This is a genomic window from Streptomyces sp. SID5469, assembly GCF_009862865.1.
Taxonomy (GTDB): Bacteria; Actinomycetota; Actinomycetes; order Streptomycetales; family Streptomycetaceae; genus Streptomyces; species Streptomyces avermitilis.
In genome coordinates this window covers 2,484,891-2,504,770 of record NZ_WWIN01000001.1, presented here as the reverse complement: position 1 = coordinate 2,504,770, position 19,880 = coordinate 2,484,891, and the positions used below count along the sequence as shown (strand labels likewise).

The following is a 19,880-nucleotide window of genomic DNA, read 5'->3' as shown; positions in this document are numbered from 1 at the left end:
TCCGGGTGCGGCGAAGGTCATGCGGCGTCGTGGAAGACGAGGCCGAGCGTGTGCCGTCGCCCGGAGCGGACCGTGCTCACCCCGTGCCGCATCGGCGCGGTGGACCAGCCCCGCCTGCTCGCCACCGGCCGGTCGCGGGTGGTGAAGACCAGCCCGTGACCCTGGGGCAGGGTCCTGGACGAACCCCTCGACTGTGCGCGGGGGCGCTGCTCGGTCATGATGAACTCGCCGCCGGTGAAGCCGACTTCGGGGGCGTCGAGGCCGATGACGACCTGGAGTGGGAAGAGCATCTCGCCGAACACGTCGCGGTGCAAAGCGTTCCAGTCGCCGGGACCGTAGCGCAGCAGGATCTGGGCGGACCTGGCCTGTCCGGCCTCGTGGCACAGCGCTACCCACTCCGCCAGGCTGTCCGGCCACGGGGCGGATGTGCCGAGCCGTTCGGCCCAGTCGCGGGCGATGGGTAGCAGACGGGGATAGAACGCCGCCCGCAACTCGGCGACCGTGTCCGGCAGTTCGTGGGTGAAGTAGCGGTACTGGCCGGAGCCGAAGCGATGGCGGGCCATGTCCACGGTCGAGCGGAAGCGGTCGGGCTCCTCGTACAGGTTCGCGATCCCGCGGCACTCGGCGGGAGTGAGAAGCTGCCCGGTGGGGGCGTTGCCGTACTCGTCGAGTTCGTCGGTGATGGCGGACCAGTCGCACTCGGCGACGCGGTCGCCGATGCGGGGTGGCAGATGAGCGGTGCCGTTCATGGTGGTCGGGTTCCTCGGGTGCTGTGGGCGTGGGCGCCATCTTGGCTCCGGCTGCGCGAACACGAAGCCGGGCGCGGGAGCCGGGGGAGAGCGGATCGGAGACCGGGCCCGGGACCCGGGAACCCGGTCAGGCGTCCCGGTGGGCGTTCTCCAGGTCCAGCAGCCGCCGCTTGCGCTCCAGGCCGCCGGCGTACCCGGTGAGCGCGCCGCTCGCGCCGATCACGCGGTGGCAGGGGCGGACGACCAGCAGCGGGTTCGCGCCGATCGCCGTGCCGACGGCCCGGACCGCGGCCCTCGGGGCGCCGATCCGCGCGGCGATGTCGCCGTAGGAGAGGGTGGTGCCGTACGGGATGGCCTCCAGGGCCTGCCACACGCGCCGCTGGAACTCCGAGCCGCCGGTGACGTACTCGATGTCGAACCGGGTCAGCCTGCCGTCGAAGTAGGAGGTGAGCTGGGTGACGATCTCGTCGAACGCCTCCGCCTTCTCGAGCCAGTCGTCCTGGACGGTCGCGCCGCCCTTCTGGCCCGGCACGGACAGGGAGGCCAGCGCGGTACCGCCCTTGGCGGTGGCGGACTCCTCGCCCACCAGCAGCAATGCGCCCAGCGGGCTGTCGATCGTCGCGTAGACCGTCATCGGTCTGCTCCTTGCAAAGGTCTCGGTGATGTCCTGATGGCCACGTATCAACTCTGCGGCCTGCCGGCCGCCCTGTCTGGCGGGATTCGGACGCCGTGCTGCGGTCGGGCGAGCGCCGACTGCGCGCAGGTCACCCCACCCACGGCGGCCGCTGCCCCGACGGGAGGGCGCCCACCAGGAGCAGCCTGGCAGACCAAGCCCGCCCCACCGCAACGCGGCACCGAGGACGCCGGTCGGCCGACGCCGTCGTCAGCACACGCCGCAGGCCGAGGCGCCGGCCTCGGTCCCGCCCGCCGGAGCTGACCCAGCCGGGTCGCAGCGCACGGCGCGTTTCCTACCGGCGAACCGGTGCGGCCTGTTGCGGCCTGAGGAGATCGGTGGGCGCACCGTCGAACTGCCCTGCGCGGGACGCCTGATGGCCCGGCACCGAGAGCTTCCCCGGAGGGCGGGAACGGTCGCCGCCCTCGCCCCGCACCTGCTGACGTCGGCCGAGGCATAGGACCTGACCCGCGCAGCAATGGTCTCCGTGCCCCGCGCCCGCCCCGCTTCCGACAGGTCCCACGGCCGTGCAGGGCTCGTCGCTCGGACCGTGGCTGTGGCTGTGGCTGTGGTCGTGGTCGTGGTCCGGTTCCGGTTCCGGTCGGTGGCGAAGACGAACAGGCGCAGTACCAGGAAGCGCCCGATTCCGGCGAGCGCGGCGGCGCTGAGATAGACGGCCTGCTCGCAGAGCATCCCGGGCGACGGCTGCACCATGCGCAGCACGAGCATGGCGGCGCAGGTCACCGCGTAGGCGGCCGTGGCCGACCCGGCGGACTGCCAGTGCTGACGCCATCCGGCACGCTGCCCGGCCCCGAAGGTGAAGCGTGCGTGCAGCTCCGTGCAGAGGACGGTGGAGGCCATGGTGATCAGCGCGTTCGCCACCGCCCAGGGCATCAGTGCGGCCAGCAGGGCCACGGCGGTGCTGGAGACGACCCCGACTCCGCCGCCGCACAGGACGAACCGGGCGAAGGAAGCGAGCGGGCCGGGAGCGGCCGGGGTCCTGCGTGCGGCGGTGTCGTGCACGCCGCCCGCCGTCCGCTCCATGTGCCGCGTCTCGTATGCCGTCTCCGGCTTCGACGAGAGCAGCGACTTCATGGCGGTGTCCTTCCGGGCGGCGGGAGCGGTGAACCTCTTGGATCGGCTGGGTTCAACGATGCCGTCGCCCGCTCGCCGTCACGAGACAGTGCACCCCCAAATCGAAGGTGGAGCTGGCTACACCCTGAGGGCGGGGACTGCCCTACCCGTACGGGCTGAGGACCTGTTGGTGCTGTCGGTGGGCGTCAGCGGGTGCTGCTGCGCGGGGCGTTGCACTCCTCGTCGGTGACCTGATCGGTCTTGACACTCCGATCGGCCGGTACCTTCCGAGGCTGGTTCCCGGAGAACGCGGTGACGCGATCACGGTCCGGATGTTGATCAACCACAGCAGCGGCCTCGCCGAGTACCTTCCTTATGCCTACCCCTCCCTCAGGGCGTTCCCCGCCCTCGCGGACACCGGGCCCCAGAGCCTGGACGACAACCGGCTCACGCGGTTTCACCCCACCGAACTGATCGAGATGGGGGTCACCGCACCTGCCGTCGGCGCCCCGGGCGGCACTCCGGGGGTGTACTCCAACACCAACTACCTGCTCCTCGGCGAACTCCTTGAACAGGTGACCGGCACTACAGCCGAGCGGTACATCACCCGGAACGTCATCGAGCGCGCCGGGCTCCGGGACACCGAACTCCCCGCCGATCCGTACGTCGACGGGCCGCACTCGCAGATCTACGAGGCGTGGTTCGGCATGATCGACCCGCCGCGCGACTACAGCGTCTACGACATCGGCGGGCGGCGGTCCGCCGGGGCCGGCGCGGGAGCCGAGGCCGGCGCACTCCGCCCGCCGCTGTCACCGCCGGCGCGCCCAGCACCGCTGACCCCTGCGTCACTCCGGCCGGCCGTCCTGTGCCGCACGAAGATCACGGCAGGCGGCCCGGTCTTGGCCAGGGACCCGGCACGCGGTACGGTCGGTGCGATAACGACGACGGCATAGCGGAAGCCGGTGGAAATCCGGCACGGTCGCGCCACTGTGAACGAGACGAGCCGCCCCGATGGGCGAAGCGCCTCGCAAGTCAGACCCGCGGCTGTCGTCCTGTGCACCACCGAGATGGGACGCGAACTCCCGAGGAGGTCCTGCCATGGCGCAGACCGTCGCCCAGCCGACAGCCACCACTCCCGCTCTTCCCGCCAAGCTGCCGATCGGCGCGATCGTCCCTTGGGCGGTCTTCTTCGGCATTCTGATGCTCGTCCTGCTGTACTTCGTCGGCGCCGAGCAGGGAGCCACCTCCGTGGTCAACGGCGCGGACGTCCACGAGTGGGTGCACGACGCCCGCCACCTCCTCGGCTTCCCCTGCCACTGACGAGGGACGCCGCACACCCATGAACTCCACAACTGTCAGAAACCTTCTCGTGCGGGGCATGCTCGCCGGCCTGGGGGCCGGCGTGCTCGCCCTCCTCGTCGCCTACTTCCTGGGCGAACCCGGCGTCGACGACGCCATCGGATTCGAAGAGGCCCATGCCCCGGCGCACGAGCACGAGGTCGAACTGGTCAGCCGCGGCCTCCAGTCCACCGGCGGCCTCGCCACCGGGGTCCTGGTCTACGGCGTCGCCTTCGGCGGCATAGCCGCCCTCGCCTACTGCTTCGCCCTCGGCCGCGTCGGCCGCTTCACGCCGCGTGCCACGGCCCTGCTGCTCTCGGCCACGGCCCTGCTCGCCGTGTACGTCGTGCCGTTCCTGAAGTACCCGGCCAACCCGCCGTCGGTCGGCGACCCCGACACGATCGGCAAGCGCACGACCCTGTACTTCCTGATGATGGTGCTCAGCGTGCTCCTCGCGGTCGCCGCGGTGATCCTCGGCAAGCGGCTCGCACCCAGGTGGGGTACGTGGTACGCCACCGTCGCGGCGGTCGCCTTCTTCGGCCTCGCGATCGGTCTCGCGTACGCGTTCCTGCCGGTCATCAACGAGGTCCCGAAGGATTTCCCGGCCACCCTGCTGTGGCGGTTCCGGACCTCCGCCCTCGCCATCCAGCTCACCCTGTGGACCGGATTCGGCCTGATCTTCGGGGAGTTGGCGCAACGGCTGCTCGCTCCGCGCACGGAACCGGTCGCGCCCGCGCAGGCCACTCCCGTACCCCAGTAAGGACATCGCCCCGGTAATTTCGGACAGCGTCGACGCCCAGAGGGCCCACCGGAACCATCCGGGGGCCCTCTCGCGTTCTTCCGACACCGACGGCTCGCGAACAGCCGGACGACTCACATGACTCCCCGACTACGCGCGCGTGGTGACGGCGACAGCGAGGGACAGGGCGGAGGACCCCAGTGGCCAGACAACTACAACCGCGGCACATCACGCTCGGCGGTCGCGAGGCGGTCGCGCTGACCCTGGAGGAGTACGAGCGGCTGATCGTCAGCAGACGGCAGATCGGCGGTCAGAGCGCCCGGGTAAGGGCGTTGTCCCAGCGGGTGAAGCAGAGCGAGGAACTGCTCACGGACCTTGAGGCACTGATCGGTCGGCACACGGACGGCTGTCCCGGCCCGCAGGGCGTGCCGGGCGACGCCGCGCCATGCCAGCGGGAGCCGCAGGGGGCGGACGCGACGGACCGGGTGGGGGCGCGGGGACCCGGGGCCGCGGGAACGGCCTCGGACTGCTTGTGCTGCGCGCTCACGGCACTGCTCCGGCGCCATCGGAGCGGGACAGGCGGGCGGGACCCGGGTGACAAGCGGTCGCCTTCGCCTTCGCCGCCGCGCCGGTAACGGCCGGGCCCCAGCCCCCAGCCCCAGCCCCAGCCCCAGCCCCAGCCCCAGCCCCCAGCCCCAGCCCCAGCCCCGGCTCCAGCCCCGGCCGCATCGGCTTCGCGTCAGTGTCCGGCGCCAGTTTCAGCTCCAGTTGCAGTTGCAGTTGCAGTTCCAACTCCGTTTCCCTGCACGTCAAGCGGCCGTCCCATGCGCAGATTCCAGCGCCCGGAGCGTCCGCTGATGTCCGTCGCCGTCAGGGGCGGAACGTCGAGCCGCCAGAAGGCCGCCTCCGGCGATTCGAGGACCGTGATCACCACGGCCCGTACGATCTCCGGCTCCACTACGGCAAGGGTCCTGCCCGCGATCTCTTCGCAGGTGAGCAGCCACCCGGCGACGCGCGCGCACAGGGCACGCACCGATTCCCCGCCGTGCGGTGCCGCGGCCGGGTCCGTCAGCCAAAGGGCGACCGCCTGCGGTTCTCCGCCGCTGACGTCGTCGAGGGTCCGGCCCCGCCACCGGCCCACGTCCAGACCTCCCAGCTCGGGGGCCTCCATGGCGGTGAGGCCGAGGGCCGACGCCGTTTCCCGACAGCGCGCCGTGGGGGAGACCCACACCCGGTCGGCTGCGGGCAGCGTGCCGGCGGCGGACTCGGCGTGTGCCGCGCCGCTCGCGTCGAGCCGACAGCCGTCGTCGAACCGGGCCTCCCGCAGGGACCGGTTCATCGCGGGTGAGATCAAGGTGACGCGACTGGTCACGCCTTCGCTCCTGTCTTCCTCGTGCCGGCGACGCGCACACGCGCTTCGTACGGCATCACATCACGGCGGCACGGCCGAGAGGGTGCCCGGGCGGCGCCCTCTCGGCCGTACGCAGGCGTCAGGAGCCGGCGTGCTCCGCGCGCACCGTCCGGGCCGCGGCGACCAGGTTCTCCAGCGACGCGCGGGTCTCGGGCCAACCGCGGGTCTTCAGACCGCAGTCGGGGTTGACCCACAGGCGTTCGGCGGGGATGGCCTCAAGTCCCTTGCGCAGCAGGGCCGCGGTCTCGTCCACGCCCGGCACACGCGGTGAGTGGATGTCGTACACGCCGGGCCCCGCCTCCCTCGGGTAGGCGTGCTCGGCCAGTTCCCGGGCGACCTGCATGTGCGAGCGGGCGGCCTCCAGGCTGATGACGTCGGCGTCGAGGTCGTCGATCGCCTGGACGATGTCGCCGAACTCGGCGTAGCACATGTGCGTGTGGATCTGGGTGTCCGGGCGAACGCCGCCGGTGGTGAGCCGGAACGCCTCGGTGGCCCAGGCCAGGTAGGCGGGACGGTCCGCGGCGCGCAGTGGCAGGGTTTCGCGCAGGGCGGGCTCGTCCACCTGGATGACCGAAGTGCCCGCCGCCTCAAGGTCGCCCACCTCGTCGCGCAGGGCGAGGGCGACCTGGCGGGCGGTCTCGCCGAGCGGCTGGTCGTCGCGGACGAAGGACCAGGCGAGCATGGTGACCGGGCCGGTCAGCATGCCCTTGACCGGGCGGTCGGTGAGGGACTGCGCGTACGTCGTCCAGGGCACCGTCATCGGCTCCGGGCGGGAGATGTCGCCGGCGAGGACCGGCGGGCGCACATACCGGGTGCCGTACGACTGCACCCAGCCGTGCTGCGTGGTGAGGTAGCCGGTGAGCCGTTCGGCGAAGTACTGGACCATGTCGTTGCGTTCGGCCTCGCCGTGCACGAGGACATCGAGACCCGCCTTCTCCTGGAAGGAGATCACCTCGCCGATCTCGGCCCTGATGCGCTCCTCGTACCCGGCGCTGTCGATCCGCCCGGCCCGCAAGTCGGCCCGCGCGGTGCGCAGTTCGGCGGTCTGGGGGAAGGAGCCGATGGTGGTGGTCGGCAGCAGGGGCAGACCGAGGCGGGCGCGCTGGGCGGCGGCCCGCTCGGGGTAGGGCCCCGAGCGGCGGGCGTCGGCATCGGTGGTGGCGGCGGTGCGGGACCGTACCGCCGGGTCGCGGGTCAGCGCCGAGTCGGCGCGGGAGACGAGGTCGGCCCTGTTGGCGGCGAGCTGCGCGGCGATGGCGTCGGTGCCGTGGCCGAGCCCCTTGGCGAGGGTGACGATCTCGGCGGTCTTCTGGCGGGCGAAGGCGAGCCAGCGCAGGACCTGCGGTGCGATGTCGCGTTCGGCGGCGGCGTCGAGCGGGACGTGGAGCAGCGAACAGGAGGCGGCCACGTCGACCCGGTCGGCGAGCCCCAGCAAGGTGCCCAGCAGGGCGAGGGACTTCTCCAGGTCGTTGACCCAGATGTTGCGCCCGTCGACGACACCGGCGACCAGGCGCTTGCCGGGCAGACCGCCCACGGCGGCGAGCGCGTCCAGGTTCGCGGCGGCCCCTTCGGCGAAGTCGAGCGCGAGTCCCTCGACGGGTGCCTCGGCGAGGACGGGCAGGGCGTCGCCGAGCCGGTCGAAGTAGGAGGCGACCAGCAGCTTCGGGCGGTCGGTGAGCCCTCCCAGGACGCGGTAGGCGCGCTCGGCGGCGTTCAGTTCGGCGGGCGTGCGGTCCTGGACGAGGGCCGGCTCGTCGAGCTGCACCCACTCGGCGCCGGCCGCCCGCAGGTCGGCGAGGACCTCGGCGTACACGGGCAGCAGCCGGTCGAGGAGGGTCAGCGGGTCGAAGTCCGCGGCCACGCCGGGCGCGGGCTTGGCGAGCAGGAGATAGGTGACCGGGCCGACGAGGACCGGGCGGGCGGTGAGGCCGAGGGCGAGCGCTTCGCCGAGCTCGGCGACCTGCTTGGCGGAGTCGGTGCTGAAGACGGTGTCCGGACCCAACTCCGGCACCAGATAGTGGTAGTTGGTGTCGAACCACTTGGTCATCTCCAGCGGCGCCACGTCCTGCGTACCGCGCGCCATCGCGAAGTAGCCGTCGAGCGCGTCGGCCTCGACCGCGGCGCGGTGGCGTGCGGGGATCGCGCCGACCATGACGCTGGTGTCCAGGACGTGGTCGTAGTACGAGAAGTCGCCGGTCGGTACTTCGTGGATGCCGGCCTCGGCCAGCTGCTGCCAGGTGTCCCGGCGCAGGCCGGTGGCGGTGGTCCGGAGGGCGTCGGCGTCGAGGCGGCCCTTCCAGTACCCCTCGATCGCCTTCTTCAGTTCCCGGCCCCGGCCCTGGCGGGGGTAGCCGTACACGGTGGCCCGTGCCGCCGCGGCTGCGGACTTCGCTGTCACGGATCTCTCCTTCGCGAGATGTGTCCCTGAGATCCCGGGACGGGACGCGAGCGCGAAGGGGTGACGGACCGGACGGAGCCGACCCGCGCGGCAAGGCGCGGTCGTCCGTCAGGTATGCACGCCGACCCGCCCACGAGGTCACCGGGATGTCCGCGCGCGAACGGTCGCGCACGGGCAGCGGGCAGGTCTTCGGACTCGCGAGCACGCCCTCCGTACGGAGGACACCTACTGGCCGTCGCTTCCCGGGCCTTTTGGGCCCAGTGCGTATGACAGCGTTCGTTCCCACTCACCGCTGCGGGGCAGTCCCGGATTCCCGCCGGGTTCCCTCTTACGACGCCTCCCGCCTGGCGGACGGGGCGAACCAGCTGCACCACCCAGCCTAGACGATGCCCACATCCCGGACGGTGCGACGAGACGCCGGACAGGCGAACAGGGCGGGCGGCGCCGTCCTCCCGTGGCGTCGCCCGCCCTGGCTCCTCAGCTGCCGCCGGTCCCTCAACCGGCGGCGGACCGGGCCCCTCAGCCCTGGTCGTACACGTGGAACCCACGGCCCGTCTTGCGGCCGAGCAGCCCCGCCTCCACCATCCGCTGGAGCAGCGGCGGCGATGCGTAGAGCGGTTCCTTGAACTCGTCGTACAGCGACTCCGCGATCGAGGCGACGGTGTCCAGCCCGATCAGGTCGGCCAGCTTCAGCGGTCCCATGGGATGGGCGCAGCCGCGTTCCATGCCGGCGTCGACGTCGGCGACGGAGGCGAAGCCGGACTCCGTCATGCGGATCGCCGACAGGAGGTAGGGGATGAGCAGGGCGTTGACGACGAAGCCGGCCCGGTCCTGCGAGCGGATGACGGTCTTGCCCAGCGACCGGGTGGCGAAGTCCGTGACGGCGTCGACGGTCCGCGCGGAGGTGTGGAGGGAGGCGACGACCTCCACCAGGGGCAGGACCGGTACCGGGTTGAAGAAGTGCAGGCCGATGACCCGGTCGGCGCGTCGTGTCGTCATGCCCAGGCGCGTGACCGGGAGGGAGGAGGTGTTCGTGGCCAGGACCGCCTCGGGATCCTCGACGATCTTGTCCAGTGCGGCGAAGACCTCGGTCTTGGCGTCCGCGTTCTCGACAACGGCCTCGACCACGAGCTGCCGGTCGGCGAGGTCTTCGAGGCTGCGGGTGAAGGTCGTACGGGCGAGGGCGTCCTGCGCGGCGGCCCGGTCCAGCTTTCCGTGCCGGACGGCACGATCCAGCGAGGCCTCCACGCGTTCCCGTGCGGCTCGGGCGGCCTCGGCGTCCACCTCGCACACGATCGTGTCCAGTCCGGCTCGGGCGCACACCTCGGCGATGCCGGCGCCCATCTGCCCGCCGCCGACCACTCCGACGCGTCGGATGCCTCGGCTCATGACCGCGCCTCCGCGTGCCGGACGAGGTGACGGGTGTAGGCGTCCGGGGTGAAGAACAGCGGCAACTCGGCGGCCAGCGCCGTTCGTTCGAAAAGGGCACGCACCTCGTCGAGGGCCGCCCAGGGGTACTCCGCGCCCAGGGCGGCGAGTTCGTCGTCGAGCAGCCGCACCACGGTATCCCGGTCGACGACCCGGTGCCGCAGCCACTGCCAGATCTGCACGCGGGCGATCTCCGCGGTCGCCGCGTCCTCCATCAGGCCGTACAGGGCGACGGCCCCCCGCCCGCGCAGCCAGGCGTCGAAGTAGCGCAGCGAGACCGCGATGTTGGTACGGACCCCTTCCGGCGAGGGCGGTCCGCTGATGCGCCGCACCGACAGCAGGTCCGCGGCGGTCACCTCCACGTCGTCCCGGGTGCGCTCGATCTGGTGCGGCCGCTCGCCGAGGACACCGTCGAAGACCTCGCGGCACATGGGCACCAGGCCGGGGTGGGCCACCCAGGAGCCGTCGAAGCCGTCCTCCGCCTCGCGCTCCTTGTCCAGCCGGACCTTCGCCAGGGCCGCCTCGCCCGCGGCCGGATCCCTGCCGGGCACCTGCGCGGACATGCCGCCGATGGCGTGGGCGCCGCGCCGGTGGCAAGTGCGCACCAGCAGTTCGGTGTAGGCGCGCAGGAAGGGTGCGGTCATGGTCACCGTGGCCCGGTCGGGCAGCAGGAAGTCGGTGCGGTGCCCGAAGGTCTTGATCAAGCTGAAGAGATAGTCCCAGCGTCCCGCGTTGAGGCCGGCGCTGTGTTCGCGCAGCTCGTAGAGGATCTCCTCCATCTCCACGGCGGCGGTGATCGTCTCGATGAGCACGGTCGCCCGGATGGTCCCCGGGGGGATGCCGAGCAGCTCCTGGGCGAGGACGAAGACGTCGTTCCACAGGCGGGCTTCGTATCTGTTCTCCAGCTTCGGCAGGTAGAAGTACGGTCCGTGTCCGGCGTCGATCTGGCGCTGCGCGCAGTGGAAGAAGTACAGGCCGAAGTCGACGAGGGAGGCGGGTACGGGCCGGCCGTCGAACTCCAGGTGTTCCTCCGTCAGGTGCCAGCCCCGGGGGCGGACCATGATGGTGGCGAGCCGGTCACCCAACCGGTACTCCTTGCCCTCCGGTGTGGTGAAGTCGATCCGCCGCTCGATGGCGTCGAGCAGCGTGAGCTGGCCGCCGATGATGTTGTCCCAGGTGGGGGAGGTGGCGTCCTCGAAGTCCGCCATCCACACCCGCGCTTTGGAGTTGAGCGCGTTGACGGCCGTACGGCGGTCGGGCGGGCCGGTGATCTCCACCCGCCGGTCGGTCAGGCCGGGGGCCGGTGCGGCCACGCGCCACGAGGCGTCCGCCCGGACACCGGCGGTGGCGAGGGGGAAGTCGAGCGCGGATCCGGCCGCGAGCCGTATCGCCTGCCGCCTGCGCTCCTTCAGCAGCTCCGGGCGCCGCTCGCCGAAGGCCGCGACGAGGCGGCCGACGAAGTCCAGGGCGGCGGGTGTCAGGATCTCGTCGTGGCGGTCGCCCGGTGCCGCGAGGACCCGGACGCGGTGTGTCAGTGCGCTGGTGGACATCAGGTTCTCCTGATCGGGAAGCGAAGCGGCGGAGGACGGGCGATGCGGGCGGCGGGCCGGGCGATGCGGGCGGCGGGCCGGGCGGGGGACGGTCGCCCGGCCCCCGCCCGGTCATGGGCCGGTGGACGCGGCACCGGAGGGCCGGCTAGTGGAACTGCTCCTCCTCCGTGGAGCCCGCCAGGGCCGTGGTCGAGGAGGCCGGGTTGACGGCGGTGGAGACCAGGTCGAAGTAGCCGGTGCCGACCTCGCGCTGGTGCCTGACGGCGGTGAAGCCGTGCTCCTGCGCGGCGAACTCCCGCTCCTGGAGGTCGACATACGCGGTCATGCCGTGCTCGGCGTAGCCGCGGGCGAGGTCGAACATGCCGTGGTTGAGGGAGTGGAAGCCGGCCAGGGTGATGAACTGGAAGCGGTAGCCCATCGCGCCCAGCTCCCGCTGGAACTTGGCGATCTGGTCGTCGTCCAGGGCGGCCTTCCAGTTGAAGGACGGCGAGCAGTTGTAGGCGAGCATCCGGTCGGGGTACTCGGCGTGGATCGCCTCGGCGAACTCGCGGGCCTGCGCGAGGTCCGGGGTGCCGGTCTCGACCCAGATCAGGTCGGCGTACGGGGCGTAGGCGAGGCCGCGGGCGATGACCGGCGCCATGCCGCCCCGTACCCGGTAGAAGCCCTCCGCGGTGCGCTCGCCGGTGACGAACTCGGCGTCGCGCTCATCGACATCGCTGGTCAGCAGATTCGCGGCCAGGGCGTCGGTGCGGGCGATGATCACCGTGGGCACGTCGGCGATGTCGGCGGCGAGCCGCGCCGCGTTGAGGGTGCGGATGTGCTGGGAGGTGGGCACCAGCACCTTGCCGCCGAGGTGACCGCACTTCTTCTCCGAGGCGAGCTGGTCCTCGTAGTGGATACCGGCCGCACCCGCGGCGATCATCGCCTTGGTCAGCTCGAAGGCGTTCAGGGGGCCGCCGAACCCGGCCTCCGCGTCGGCGACGATCGGCGCGAGCCAGTCGGTGGTGTCCTCGCCGCCCTCGGCGGTGGCGATCTGGTCGGCCCGCAGCAGCGCGTTGTTGATCCGGCGCACCACCTGCGGCACCGAGTTGGCCGGGTACAGACTCTGGTCGGGGTAGGTGTGCCCGGCCTGGTTGGCGTCGGCGGCGACCTGCCAGCCGGACAGGTAAATGGCCTGGAGCCCCGCCTTCACCTGTTGCACGGCCTGCCCGCCGGTGAGCGCGCCGAGCGCGTGGACGTAGTCCAGCTCGTGCAGCTGCCGCCACAGCCGCTCGGCACCGCGCCGGGCCAGGGTGTGTTCCTCACGGACGCTGGCGGACAGCCGTACGACGTCCGCGGCGCCGTAGGTGCGCTCGATCCCCTGCCACCGGGGGTCGAAGGCCCAGCGTCGTGTGAGCTCCTCGGCCGCCGTCGTCCTCGCCTCTGCCATGGCCTTCACCGTCTCCTCGGTTGTCCGTTCTGCCAAGCTCCCCACCGCTGACGAAAGGGAGTGGCACTGTGTGCCTGTCTCTGGGGTGCGGCCCGCCGTCCTGGCAGTGGGCGGAGCTGAGCAATGCTGCCGTGCGGTCCGGCGCGGATGCCGGGATATCCGACGTCAGGGCATGAATTGAGTCCCGTGCTGTGCGCCGGATGCCGTAGGTCCGGCGAGCCGCACCGAAACTCTGACACTGGCACTGGGTGCCATCAATCGTGGACGAGTGCCAATTTCTGCGAATCTTCACGGCCCGTTCTGCCAAGTTTGCAAAGGGTGCGGGCGATGGCTCTTCGCGTACGCTGACGACCGTCCGGGACAACGGAGGAGTGCGGTGGGCAAGACCTACGCGGGAGCGCGGCTACGACGCCTGCGCGAGGAACGCCGGATGAGCCAGGCCGAGCTGGCCCGGGTCCTGGGCATCTCACCCAGCTATCTGAACCAGATGGAGCACGACTCCCGGCCGCTCACCGTGCCGGTCCTGCTGAGGCTGACCGAAGCCTTCGGTGTCGACGCGGGCTTCTTCTCCGAGCGCGACACGACCCGGCTGATGGCGGATCTGCGGGAGGCGCTGGCGCGCGAGATCGCCGAAACCCGGGTGTCCGCCTCCGATCTGACGGAGCTCGCCTCGCGGATACCGGCCGTCGCGAAGGTCCTGCTCGACCTGGGCCGCCGCAACCAACTCCTGTCCGAGCGGCTCGCCGAGGCCGCGGAGGGCCGGGACGGCGAGCCGGACGTACCCCGCTCGCCGCACGAGGAGATCCGGGACTTCTTCTACCGCCGGCAGAACTACCTGCACGACACCGACCTCGCGGCCGAGCGGCTGGCCGAGGAGATCGGCATCCGGCCCGGCGAGGTCGTACGGGCGCTGACGGCGCGACTCGCCGACCGGCACGGCGTGCGGCTGACCGCCGAGACCGGTGACCACCTGCATCACTACGACGACGCGTCCCGGACTCTCCACCTGTCCAGCCGCCTCCGCCCCGGACAGCGGGCGTTTCGCATGGCGACCCAACTCGCCCTGCTGGAGTACGGCGACGAACTGGACCACCAGGCGGCCCAGGACTTCCCGACCGCTACGCCCACGCATGCCCTGGCCCGTATCGGCATCGCCAACTACTTCGCCGCCGCGCTGATCCTGCCCTACCGCACGTTCCACGCCGCGGCGGAGGAGGCGCGGTACGACATCGAGCGCCTCACCGACCGCTACGGCCTCGGCTACGAGACCGTCTGCCACCGCCTGAGCACCCTCCAGCGCCCCCGCCTGCGCGGAGTGCCCTTCTCCTTCGTACGCGTCGACCGGGCCGGCAACCTGTCCAAACGGCAGTCCGCGACCGGCTTCCACTTCTCCCGCGCCGGCGGCACCTGCCCACTGTGGAACGTCTACGAAGCGTTCGCCGCGCCCGGCCGCATCCACGTCCAGATCGCCGAAATGCCCGACGGGCAGCGCTACTTGTGGACGGCGCGGGCGATCACCCGCCATCGCGGCGGCTGGGGCGAGCCCGGCAAGACCTTCGCCATCGGCCTGGGCTGCGAGATCCGCCACGCCTCCCGGCTCGTCTACTCGGACGGCCTCGACCTCGGCAACGCTTCCGCCGCCATCCCCATCGGCATGGGCTGCCGCGTCTGCGAACGCCTCGACTGTCCCCAGCGCGCCGCACCGCCCCTCGGCCGCCCGCTACGGATCGACCAGAACAGCACCACGTTCGTTCCGTATCCGGTGGCACACCGACCGGAATGACCCGCACACCCCCGCGCCGCCTCTGCACGACGCGGCGAGGCGGCAGGACGTCACCCGGAGCGGACGTCGGCCCTCCGGCGGTTCACCGCACCCCGTCGCCGAACACCCGCAGAATGCGCTCGGCGGCGAGCGTGGCCGTCAACGCGCCGTCCCGCACCTGCTGTTCGAGGGAAGGCGCGAGGGTCCGTACGGCCGGATCGGCGTGCAGGCGGCCGAGGAGTTCGTCGCGGACCATGGTCCAGGTCCAGTCGACCTGCTGGTCGCGGCGCTTGGCGGCGAGCCGGCCGGTCGAGTCGAGGAGCGTGCGGTGCTGTTCGAGGCGCTCCCACACCGTGTCCAGGCCCACCGCGTCGCGCGCGCTGCAACTGAGCACGGGCGGGGTCCAGGCGGCGTTGGCGCCGTGCATCAGGCGCAGTGCGCCCGCCAACTCCCGTGCCGCGGCGCGGGCGTCGCGCTCGTGCGGCCCGTCCGCCTTGTTGACGGCGATCACGTCGGCCAGCTCCAGCACCCCCTTCTTGATGCCTTGCAGCTGGTCACCGGTACGGGCGAGGGTGAGCAGCAGGAAGGAGTCGACCATGTTCGCGACCGCGGTCTCCGACTGTCCCACGCCCACCGTCTCGACCAGGACGACGTCGTAGCCCGCGGCCTCCATCACCACGATCGACTCGCGGGTCGCCTTGGCGACCCCGCCCAGGGTGCCGGCGGTGGGGGAGGGGCGTACGAAGGCCGCGGGGTCGACGGCAAGACGCTCCATCCGGGTCTTGTCGCCGAGGATCGAACCGCCGGTCCGGCTCGACGACGGGTCGACGGCCAGGACCGCGACCCGGTGGCCGAGGCCGGTGAGCATGGTGCCGAGCGCGTCGATGAACGTCGACTTGCCCACCCCGGGCACACCGCTGATCCCGATCCGTTTCGCCTGGCCGCTGTGCGGCAGCAGCTCGGTGAGCAACTCCTGTGCCAGGGAACGGTGATCGGGCCGGGTGGACTCGACGAGGGTGATGGCGCGCGCGATCTGCGCCCGCTTCCCTTCGAGTACGCCCTTCACATAGCTGTCGAGGTCGATCGCCATGGGGCTCATTCGGCTCAGAGGTCGTGTCCGAGATCGGCGGCCAGCCGCGTCACCAGGTCGTACGCCGCGTCGGGGATGACCGTGCCGGGCGGGAAGACGGCTGCCGCGCCCATCTCCAGCAGGGTCGGCACGTCCTGCGGTGGGATCACCCCGCCGACCACGATCATGATGTCCTCGCGCCCCTCTTCGGCGAGCTGCTCGCGCAGCGCCGGTACGAGGGTCAGATGCCCCGCGGCCAGCGAGGAGACGCCGACGATGTGCACGTCCGCCTCCACGGCCTGGCGGGCCACCTCGGCGGGGGTCTGGAAGAGCGGGCCGACGTCGACGTCGAAGCCGAGGTCGGCGAAGGCGGTGGCGATCACCTTCTGGCCGCGGTCGTGCCCGTCCTGGCCCATCTTGGCGACCAGGATGCGCGGACGGCGGCCCTCGGCCTCCTCGAAGGAGCCCACGAGCGTACGGGTGCGCTCGACGGACGGAGACTCGCCTGCTTCGGTGCGGTACACACCGGAGATCGTACGGATCTGCCCCGCGTGCCGCCCGTACACCTTCTCCAGGGCGTCGGAGATCTCCCCGACGGTGGCCTTCGCGCGGGCGGCGTTCACGGCCAGCTCCAGCAGGTTGCCGGTGCCCTCGGCGGCGCGGGTCAGGGCGTGCAGCGCGTCCTGGCAGGCCTGTTCGTCGCGCTCCGCGCGCAGCCGCCGGAGCTTCTCGATCTGCTGGGCGCGGACGGAGGAGTTGTCGACCTTGAGGACGTCGATCTTCTCGTCGGTCTCGACGCGGTACTTGTTCACGCCGATGACCGGCTGGCGCCCGGAGTCGATCCGCGCCTGGGTGCGGGCCGCGGCCTCCTCCACCCGGAGCTTCGGGATACCGGCGTCGATGGCCTGCGCCATGCCGCCCGCCGCCTCGACCTCCTCGATGTGCTGCCAGGCCCGGCGCGCCAGGTCGTACGTCAGCTTCTCGACGTACGCGCTGCCGCCCCACGGGTCGATCACCCGGGTCGTGCCCGACTCCTGCTGGATCAGCAGCTGCGTGTTGCGGGCGATGCGCGCCGAGAAGTCGGTGGGCAGCGCGAGCGCCTCGTCGAGCGCGTTGGTGTGCAGGGACTGCGTGTGGCCTTGGGTGGCCGCCATCGCCTCCACACACGTACGCGTCACGTTGTTGAACACGTCCTGCGCGGTCAGCGACCAGCCGGAGGTCTGCGAATGGGTGCGCAGAGAGAGGGACTTGGCGTTCTTCGGGTCGAACTGCTTGACCAGCTTCGCCCACAGCAGGCGCGCGGCCCGCATCTTGGCGATCTCCATGAAGAAGTTCATGCCGATCGCCCAGAAGAAGGAGAGCCGGGGCGCGAAGGCGTCGACGTCCAGGCCGGCCTCCTGGCCGGCCCGCAGGTACTCCACGCCGTCGGCGAGCGTGTACGCGAGCTCCAGGTCGGCCGTCGCGCCCGCCTCCTGGATGTGGTACCCGGAGATGGAGATGGAGTTGTACCGCGGCATCCGCTGCGACGTGAAGGCGAAGATGTCGGAGATGATCCGCATCGACGGCTTCGGCGGATAGATGTAGGTGTTGCGGACCATGAACTCCTTGAGGATGTCGTTCTGGATGGTCCCGGCCAGTTTCTCGGGCGGCACGCCCTGTTCCTCGGCGGCCACGATGTAGAGCGCGAGGACGGGCAGCACGGCGCCGTTCATCGTCATCGACACGGTCATCTTGTCGAGCGGGATGCCGTCGAAGAGCTGCCGCATGTCGTAGATCGAGTCGATGGCCACGCCCGCCATGCCGACGTCACCGGTCACGCGGGGGTGGTCGCTGTCGTAGCCGCGGTGGGTGGGCAGGTCGAAGGCGACGGACAGGCCCTTCTGGCCGGCCGCCAGGTTGCGCCGGTAGAAGGCGTTGGACTCCTCGGCGGTGGAGAAGCCCGCGTACTGGCGGATGGTCCAGGGCTGGTTGACGTACATCGTCGGGTACGGGCCGCGCAGATACGGGGCGATGCCCGGGTACGTGCCCAGGAAGTCCAGGCCCTCGACGTCCTGCCCGGTGTAGAGAGGCTTGACCGTGATGCCCTCGGGGGTCTCCCAGAGGAGGTCGTCGCCGCCGGTCGCCTTCTTCAGGGCCGTACGCCACTCGTCGGGGCCGCCGGAGGCGGTGGGCGTGCCCAGCTCGATCCCGGCGAAGTCGGGGATTCCCATCAGGACACTCCCATACGGTCGAGGGTGGCGGAGAGTACGGCGACGGTGTCACAGCCCGCGAAGACATGGCTGTCGACACCGGGGTACCGCCCGGGACGGCCGGCGAGGAACACATGCCTGGCGCCTGCCGCCTTGACGGCCCCGGCGACCTCCGCGGCCCGCTCCTCGTACAGCGCGTCGCTGGAGCAGAGACAGACCTCGGTGGCACCGCTGTCCTCGAACGTGCCCTCCGTGACGGGCTCGATGCCACCGGCCTGGAACAGGTTCGAGGCGAAGGCGAGACGGGCGGTGTGGGCGGCGGCGGGACCCAGGGCGGCCAGGAAGATCCGCGGCCGGGACCCGGTCGCCGCCAGGTGGGCGTCGGAGCGGGCGCGCAGCGTCTCGTACGCCTCGTCGCGCCGCACCCGGGGGAGGCCGCCGGACGGAGAGGCGGGTGCGGGCGCGCGCTCCACGGGGCGCTCGGCGAGACTCGGGAACTCGCTGACCCCGGTCACGGGCTCACGTCGTTCGGCGAGCTTCGCGCTCCGCGCCGCCCAGGTGTTCGCCAGGTCCTGCCCGAGCCGGCCCGAGCGCAGGGCCCCCGCCTGGCCGCCCTCCCGCTCGATCCATTGGAAGAACTCCCAGCCCGAGTGGGCGAGTTCGTCGGTGAGCCGCTCCACGTACCAGGAGCCGCCCGCCGGATCGATCACCCTCGACAGATGCGACTCCTCGACCAGGATCGTCGAGGTGTTGCGGGCGATCCGCCGGGCGAACGCGTCGGGAAGGCCGAGGGCGTGGTCGAAGGGCAGCACCGTGACGGCGTCGGCGCCACCGACCCCGGCCGCCAGGGTGGCGACCGTCGTACGCAGCATGTTCACCCACGGATCGCGGCGCGCCATCATGACCGGCGAGGTCACGGCATGCTGCACCTGCGCCCCCGCGCCCGGCGCCCCGCACACCTCGGCGACCCGTGCCCACAGCCTGCGGGCCGCCCGCAGTTTGGCGATGGTCAGGAACTGGTCGGCGGTGGCGGCGTACCGGAACTCCAGCTGCCCGCAGGCGTGTTCGACCGAGAGGCCGGCCGCGGTCAGCTCCCGCAGATAGGCGACGCCGGTCGCCAGCGAACAGCCGAGCTCCTGAGCGGCGGAGCCACCGGCCTCGTGGTAGGGCAACGCGTCCACGGTCAGTGCGCGCAGCCCCGGGTACTCCTCGGCACACAACCGCGCGAGGCCGGCGACCGGCGCGAAGTCGAACGGCTCGTCTCCCGTACGGGCCTCGTGGCCCAGCGGGTCCGCACCCAGATTGCCGCGCGCCGCCTCCTTGGCGACACCCCGCTCCGCGTACAGCCGCAGCAACTCGCGCGCGGCGGGCTCGGTGTCACCTCCCGCGTCGAGGGCGACGGGCGCCAGGTCGAGGTAGACGCCGTCGAGGACCCGGCCGAGCGAGGGCACAGGGATTCCGCCCGCGCCGGCGACCAGCCAGAGTGAGGTGACGCCGTTCTCCAGGTCCGCGAGCACCGCGTCGCCGTCGGCGGCCGAGTGCCGCTGCCGTACGTCCCAGCCGCCGGTGGTGTTCCCCTCGGCGCGGCCACCGCGGACGAAGGGGGCGAAACCGGGAAGGCCGGGATCGGGCGCGGAGTCGCGCGCCGTGTACAGAGGCCGGCTGGCGAGGCCGTCCTCCAGCGCGGTGGACAGAGCTTCCTCGGCTGCCGTGTCCGAGACTTCCTTGCCCGACTTGCGCAGTACGCCCGCCACGAGGCGCTGCCACTGCTCAAGGGTCGCATCAGGGAACTCGGCGGCCAGCGAAAGCCCGTCGTCAGGCAGGACCGTCATGCTCGGATGTTAGGGCAGACGGACAAAGGAGCAGCAGAGGTCATGGCTGTGACCTTGCCCTCTTCCTGTTGACCTTGATCCCCGGGCGGAGTCCGTACTACGGACCCCGGGCGGAATCCGTACTACGGGACCGCGGCACTGCGGCAGCACGGGGATTCGGACAACGTCCTCCTCAAGATCGAGCCGGGGAAGACGTTCACCTACGAGTACACCTTCTCCAAGAGCCTGGAGCCGGGAAC

The 19,880-nt window shown here is 71.6% G+C and carries 15 protein-coding genes, 1 pseudogene and 2 riboswitches; of the genes and pseudogenes, 5 read left to right on the top strand and 11 right to left on the bottom strand.

Annotated elements, in window-relative coordinates:
* Window positions 1–17: 17 nt before the first annotated feature.
* From GTY58_RS10805 to GTY58_RS10795, 3 genes and pseudogenes are all read right to left on the bottom strand, one after another.
* Window positions 18–749: a 2OG-Fe(II) oxygenase gene (locus GTY58_RS10805; protein ID WP_010983494.1), complete on the bottom strand. Its 732-nt coding sequence runs from the start codon at window positions 747–749 to the stop codon at window positions 18–20.
* Between the two features lie 127 nt (window positions 750–876).
* The gene (locus GTY58_RS10800; RefSeq protein ID WP_010983493.1) at window positions 877–1,383 is read right to left on the bottom strand and encodes a methylated-DNA--[protein]-cysteine S-methyltransferase; all 507 of its coding nucleotides are present in this window, start codon (window positions 1,381–1,383) and stop codon (window positions 877–879) included.
* Between the two features lie 636 nt (window positions 1,384–2,019).
* Window positions 2,020–2,466: pseudogene (locus tag GTY58_RS10795) on the bottom strand (GtrA family protein); the annotation flags it as partial.
* Window positions 2,467–2,654: 188 nt separating this feature from the next.
* Between GTY58_RS10795 and GTY58_RS10790 the strand changes: the two are divergent.
* The 4 genes from GTY58_RS10790 to GTY58_RS39565 all read left to right on the top strand — a co-directional run bounded on the left by GTY58_RS10790 (window position 2,655) and on the right by GTY58_RS39565 (window position 5,208).
* The gene (locus tag GTY58_RS10790; RefSeq protein ID WP_338059017.1) at window positions 2,655–3,449 is read left to right on the top strand and encodes a serine hydrolase domain-containing protein; all 795 of its coding nucleotides are present in this window, start codon (window positions 2,655–2,657) and stop codon (window positions 3,447–3,449) included.
* A gap of 1 nt (window position 3,450) precedes the next feature.
* A riboswitch (cobalamin riboswitch) is annotated at window positions 3,451–3,534 on the top strand.
* Between the two features lie 60 nt (window positions 3,535–3,594).
* Window positions 3,595–3,816 (top strand): CbtB-domain containing protein, encoded by a 222-nt coding sequence (locus GTY58_RS10785; protein WP_010983490.1) that lies wholly within the window; start codon window positions 3,595–3,597, stop codon window positions 3,814–3,816.
* Between the two features lie 19 nt (window positions 3,817–3,835).
* Window positions 3,836–4,594: a CbtA family protein gene (locus GTY58_RS10780; RefSeq protein ID WP_010983489.1), complete on the top strand. Its 759-nt coding sequence runs from the start codon at window positions 3,836–3,838 to the stop codon at window positions 4,592–4,594.
* A 179-nt stretch (window positions 4,595–4,773) separates the two neighbouring features.
* Complete coding sequence (locus GTY58_RS39565) at window positions 4,774–5,208, top strand: hypothetical protein (RefSeq protein WP_010983488.1); 435 nt, start codon at window positions 4,774–4,776, stop codon at window positions 5,206–5,208.
* Between the two features lie 104 nt (window positions 5,209–5,312).
* Here GTY58_RS39565 and GTY58_RS10770 read toward each other — a convergent pair whose 3' ends face one another.
* The 5 genes from GTY58_RS10770 to aceA all read right to left on the bottom strand — a co-directional run bounded on the left by GTY58_RS10770 (window position 5,313) and on the right by aceA (window position 12,789).
* A complete protein-coding gene (locus tag GTY58_RS10770; RefSeq protein ID WP_010983487.1) occupies window positions 5,313–5,945 on the bottom strand; it encodes a histidine phosphatase family protein in 633 nt (210 codons plus the stop codon).
* A 118-nt stretch (window positions 5,946–6,063) separates the two neighbouring features.
* Window positions 6,064–8,382: a 5-methyltetrahydropteroyltriglutamate--homocysteine S-methyltransferase gene (gene metE / locus GTY58_RS10765; protein ID WP_010983486.1), complete on the bottom strand. Its 2,319-nt coding sequence runs from the start codon at window positions 8,380–8,382 to the stop codon at window positions 6,064–6,066.
* 162 nt (window positions 8,383–8,544) lie between these two features.
* Window positions 8,545–8,763, bottom strand: a riboswitch (cobalamin riboswitch).
* Window positions 8,764–8,901: 138 nt separating this feature from the next.
* Complete coding sequence (locus GTY58_RS10760; protein WP_010983485.1) at window positions 8,902–9,771, bottom strand: 3-hydroxybutyryl-CoA dehydrogenase; 870 nt, start codon at window positions 9,769–9,771, stop codon at window positions 8,902–8,904.
* Window positions 9,768–11,360 (bottom strand): malate synthase A, encoded by a 1,593-nt coding sequence (gene aceB / locus GTY58_RS10755; RefSeq protein ID WP_010983484.1) that lies wholly within the window; start codon window positions 11,358–11,360, stop codon window positions 9,768–9,770. The genes GTY58_RS10760 and aceB overlap by 4 nt, the downstream gene beginning before the upstream one ends.
* 145 nt (window positions 11,361–11,505) lie before the next feature.
* Window positions 11,506–12,789 (bottom strand): isocitrate lyase, encoded by a 1,284-nt coding sequence (gene aceA / locus GTY58_RS10750; RefSeq protein ID WP_010983483.1) that lies wholly within the window; start codon window positions 12,787–12,789, stop codon window positions 11,506–11,508.
* A gap of 376 nt (window positions 12,790–13,165) precedes the next feature.
* Between aceA and GTY58_RS10745 the strand changes: the two genes are divergently transcribed.
* Window positions 13,166–14,572, top strand: coding sequence for a short-chain fatty acyl-CoA regulator family protein (locus tag GTY58_RS10745; protein ID WP_010983482.1), 1,407 nt, complete (start codon window positions 13,166–13,168; stop codon window positions 14,570–14,572).
* An 82-nt stretch (window positions 14,573–14,654) separates the two neighbouring features.
* On the opposite strand, the gene meaB is transcribed toward GTY58_RS10745, so the two are convergent.
* The 3 genes from meaB to GTY58_RS10730 are packed head-to-tail and all read right to left on the bottom strand — an operon-like array spanning window position 14,655 to window position 19,641.
* A complete protein-coding gene (gene meaB, locus GTY58_RS10740) occupies window positions 14,655–15,641 on the bottom strand; it encodes a methylmalonyl Co-A mutase-associated GTPase MeaB (protein WP_010983481.1) in 987 nt (328 codons plus the stop codon).
* A gap of 14 nt (window positions 15,642–15,655) precedes the next feature.
* Complete coding sequence (gene scpA / locus GTY58_RS10735) at window positions 15,656–17,830, bottom strand: methylmalonyl-CoA mutase (protein ID WP_010983480.1); 2,175 nt, start codon at window positions 17,828–17,830, stop codon at window positions 15,656–15,658.
* On the bottom strand, window positions 17,830–19,641 hold the full coding sequence (locus GTY58_RS10730) for a methylmalonyl-CoA mutase subunit beta (RefSeq protein WP_010983479.1): 1,812 nt from the start codon (window positions 19,639–19,641) through the stop codon (window positions 17,830–17,832). The genes scpA and GTY58_RS10730 overlap by 1 nt, the downstream gene beginning before the upstream one ends.
* Window positions 19,642–19,880 lie beyond the last annotated feature (239 nt).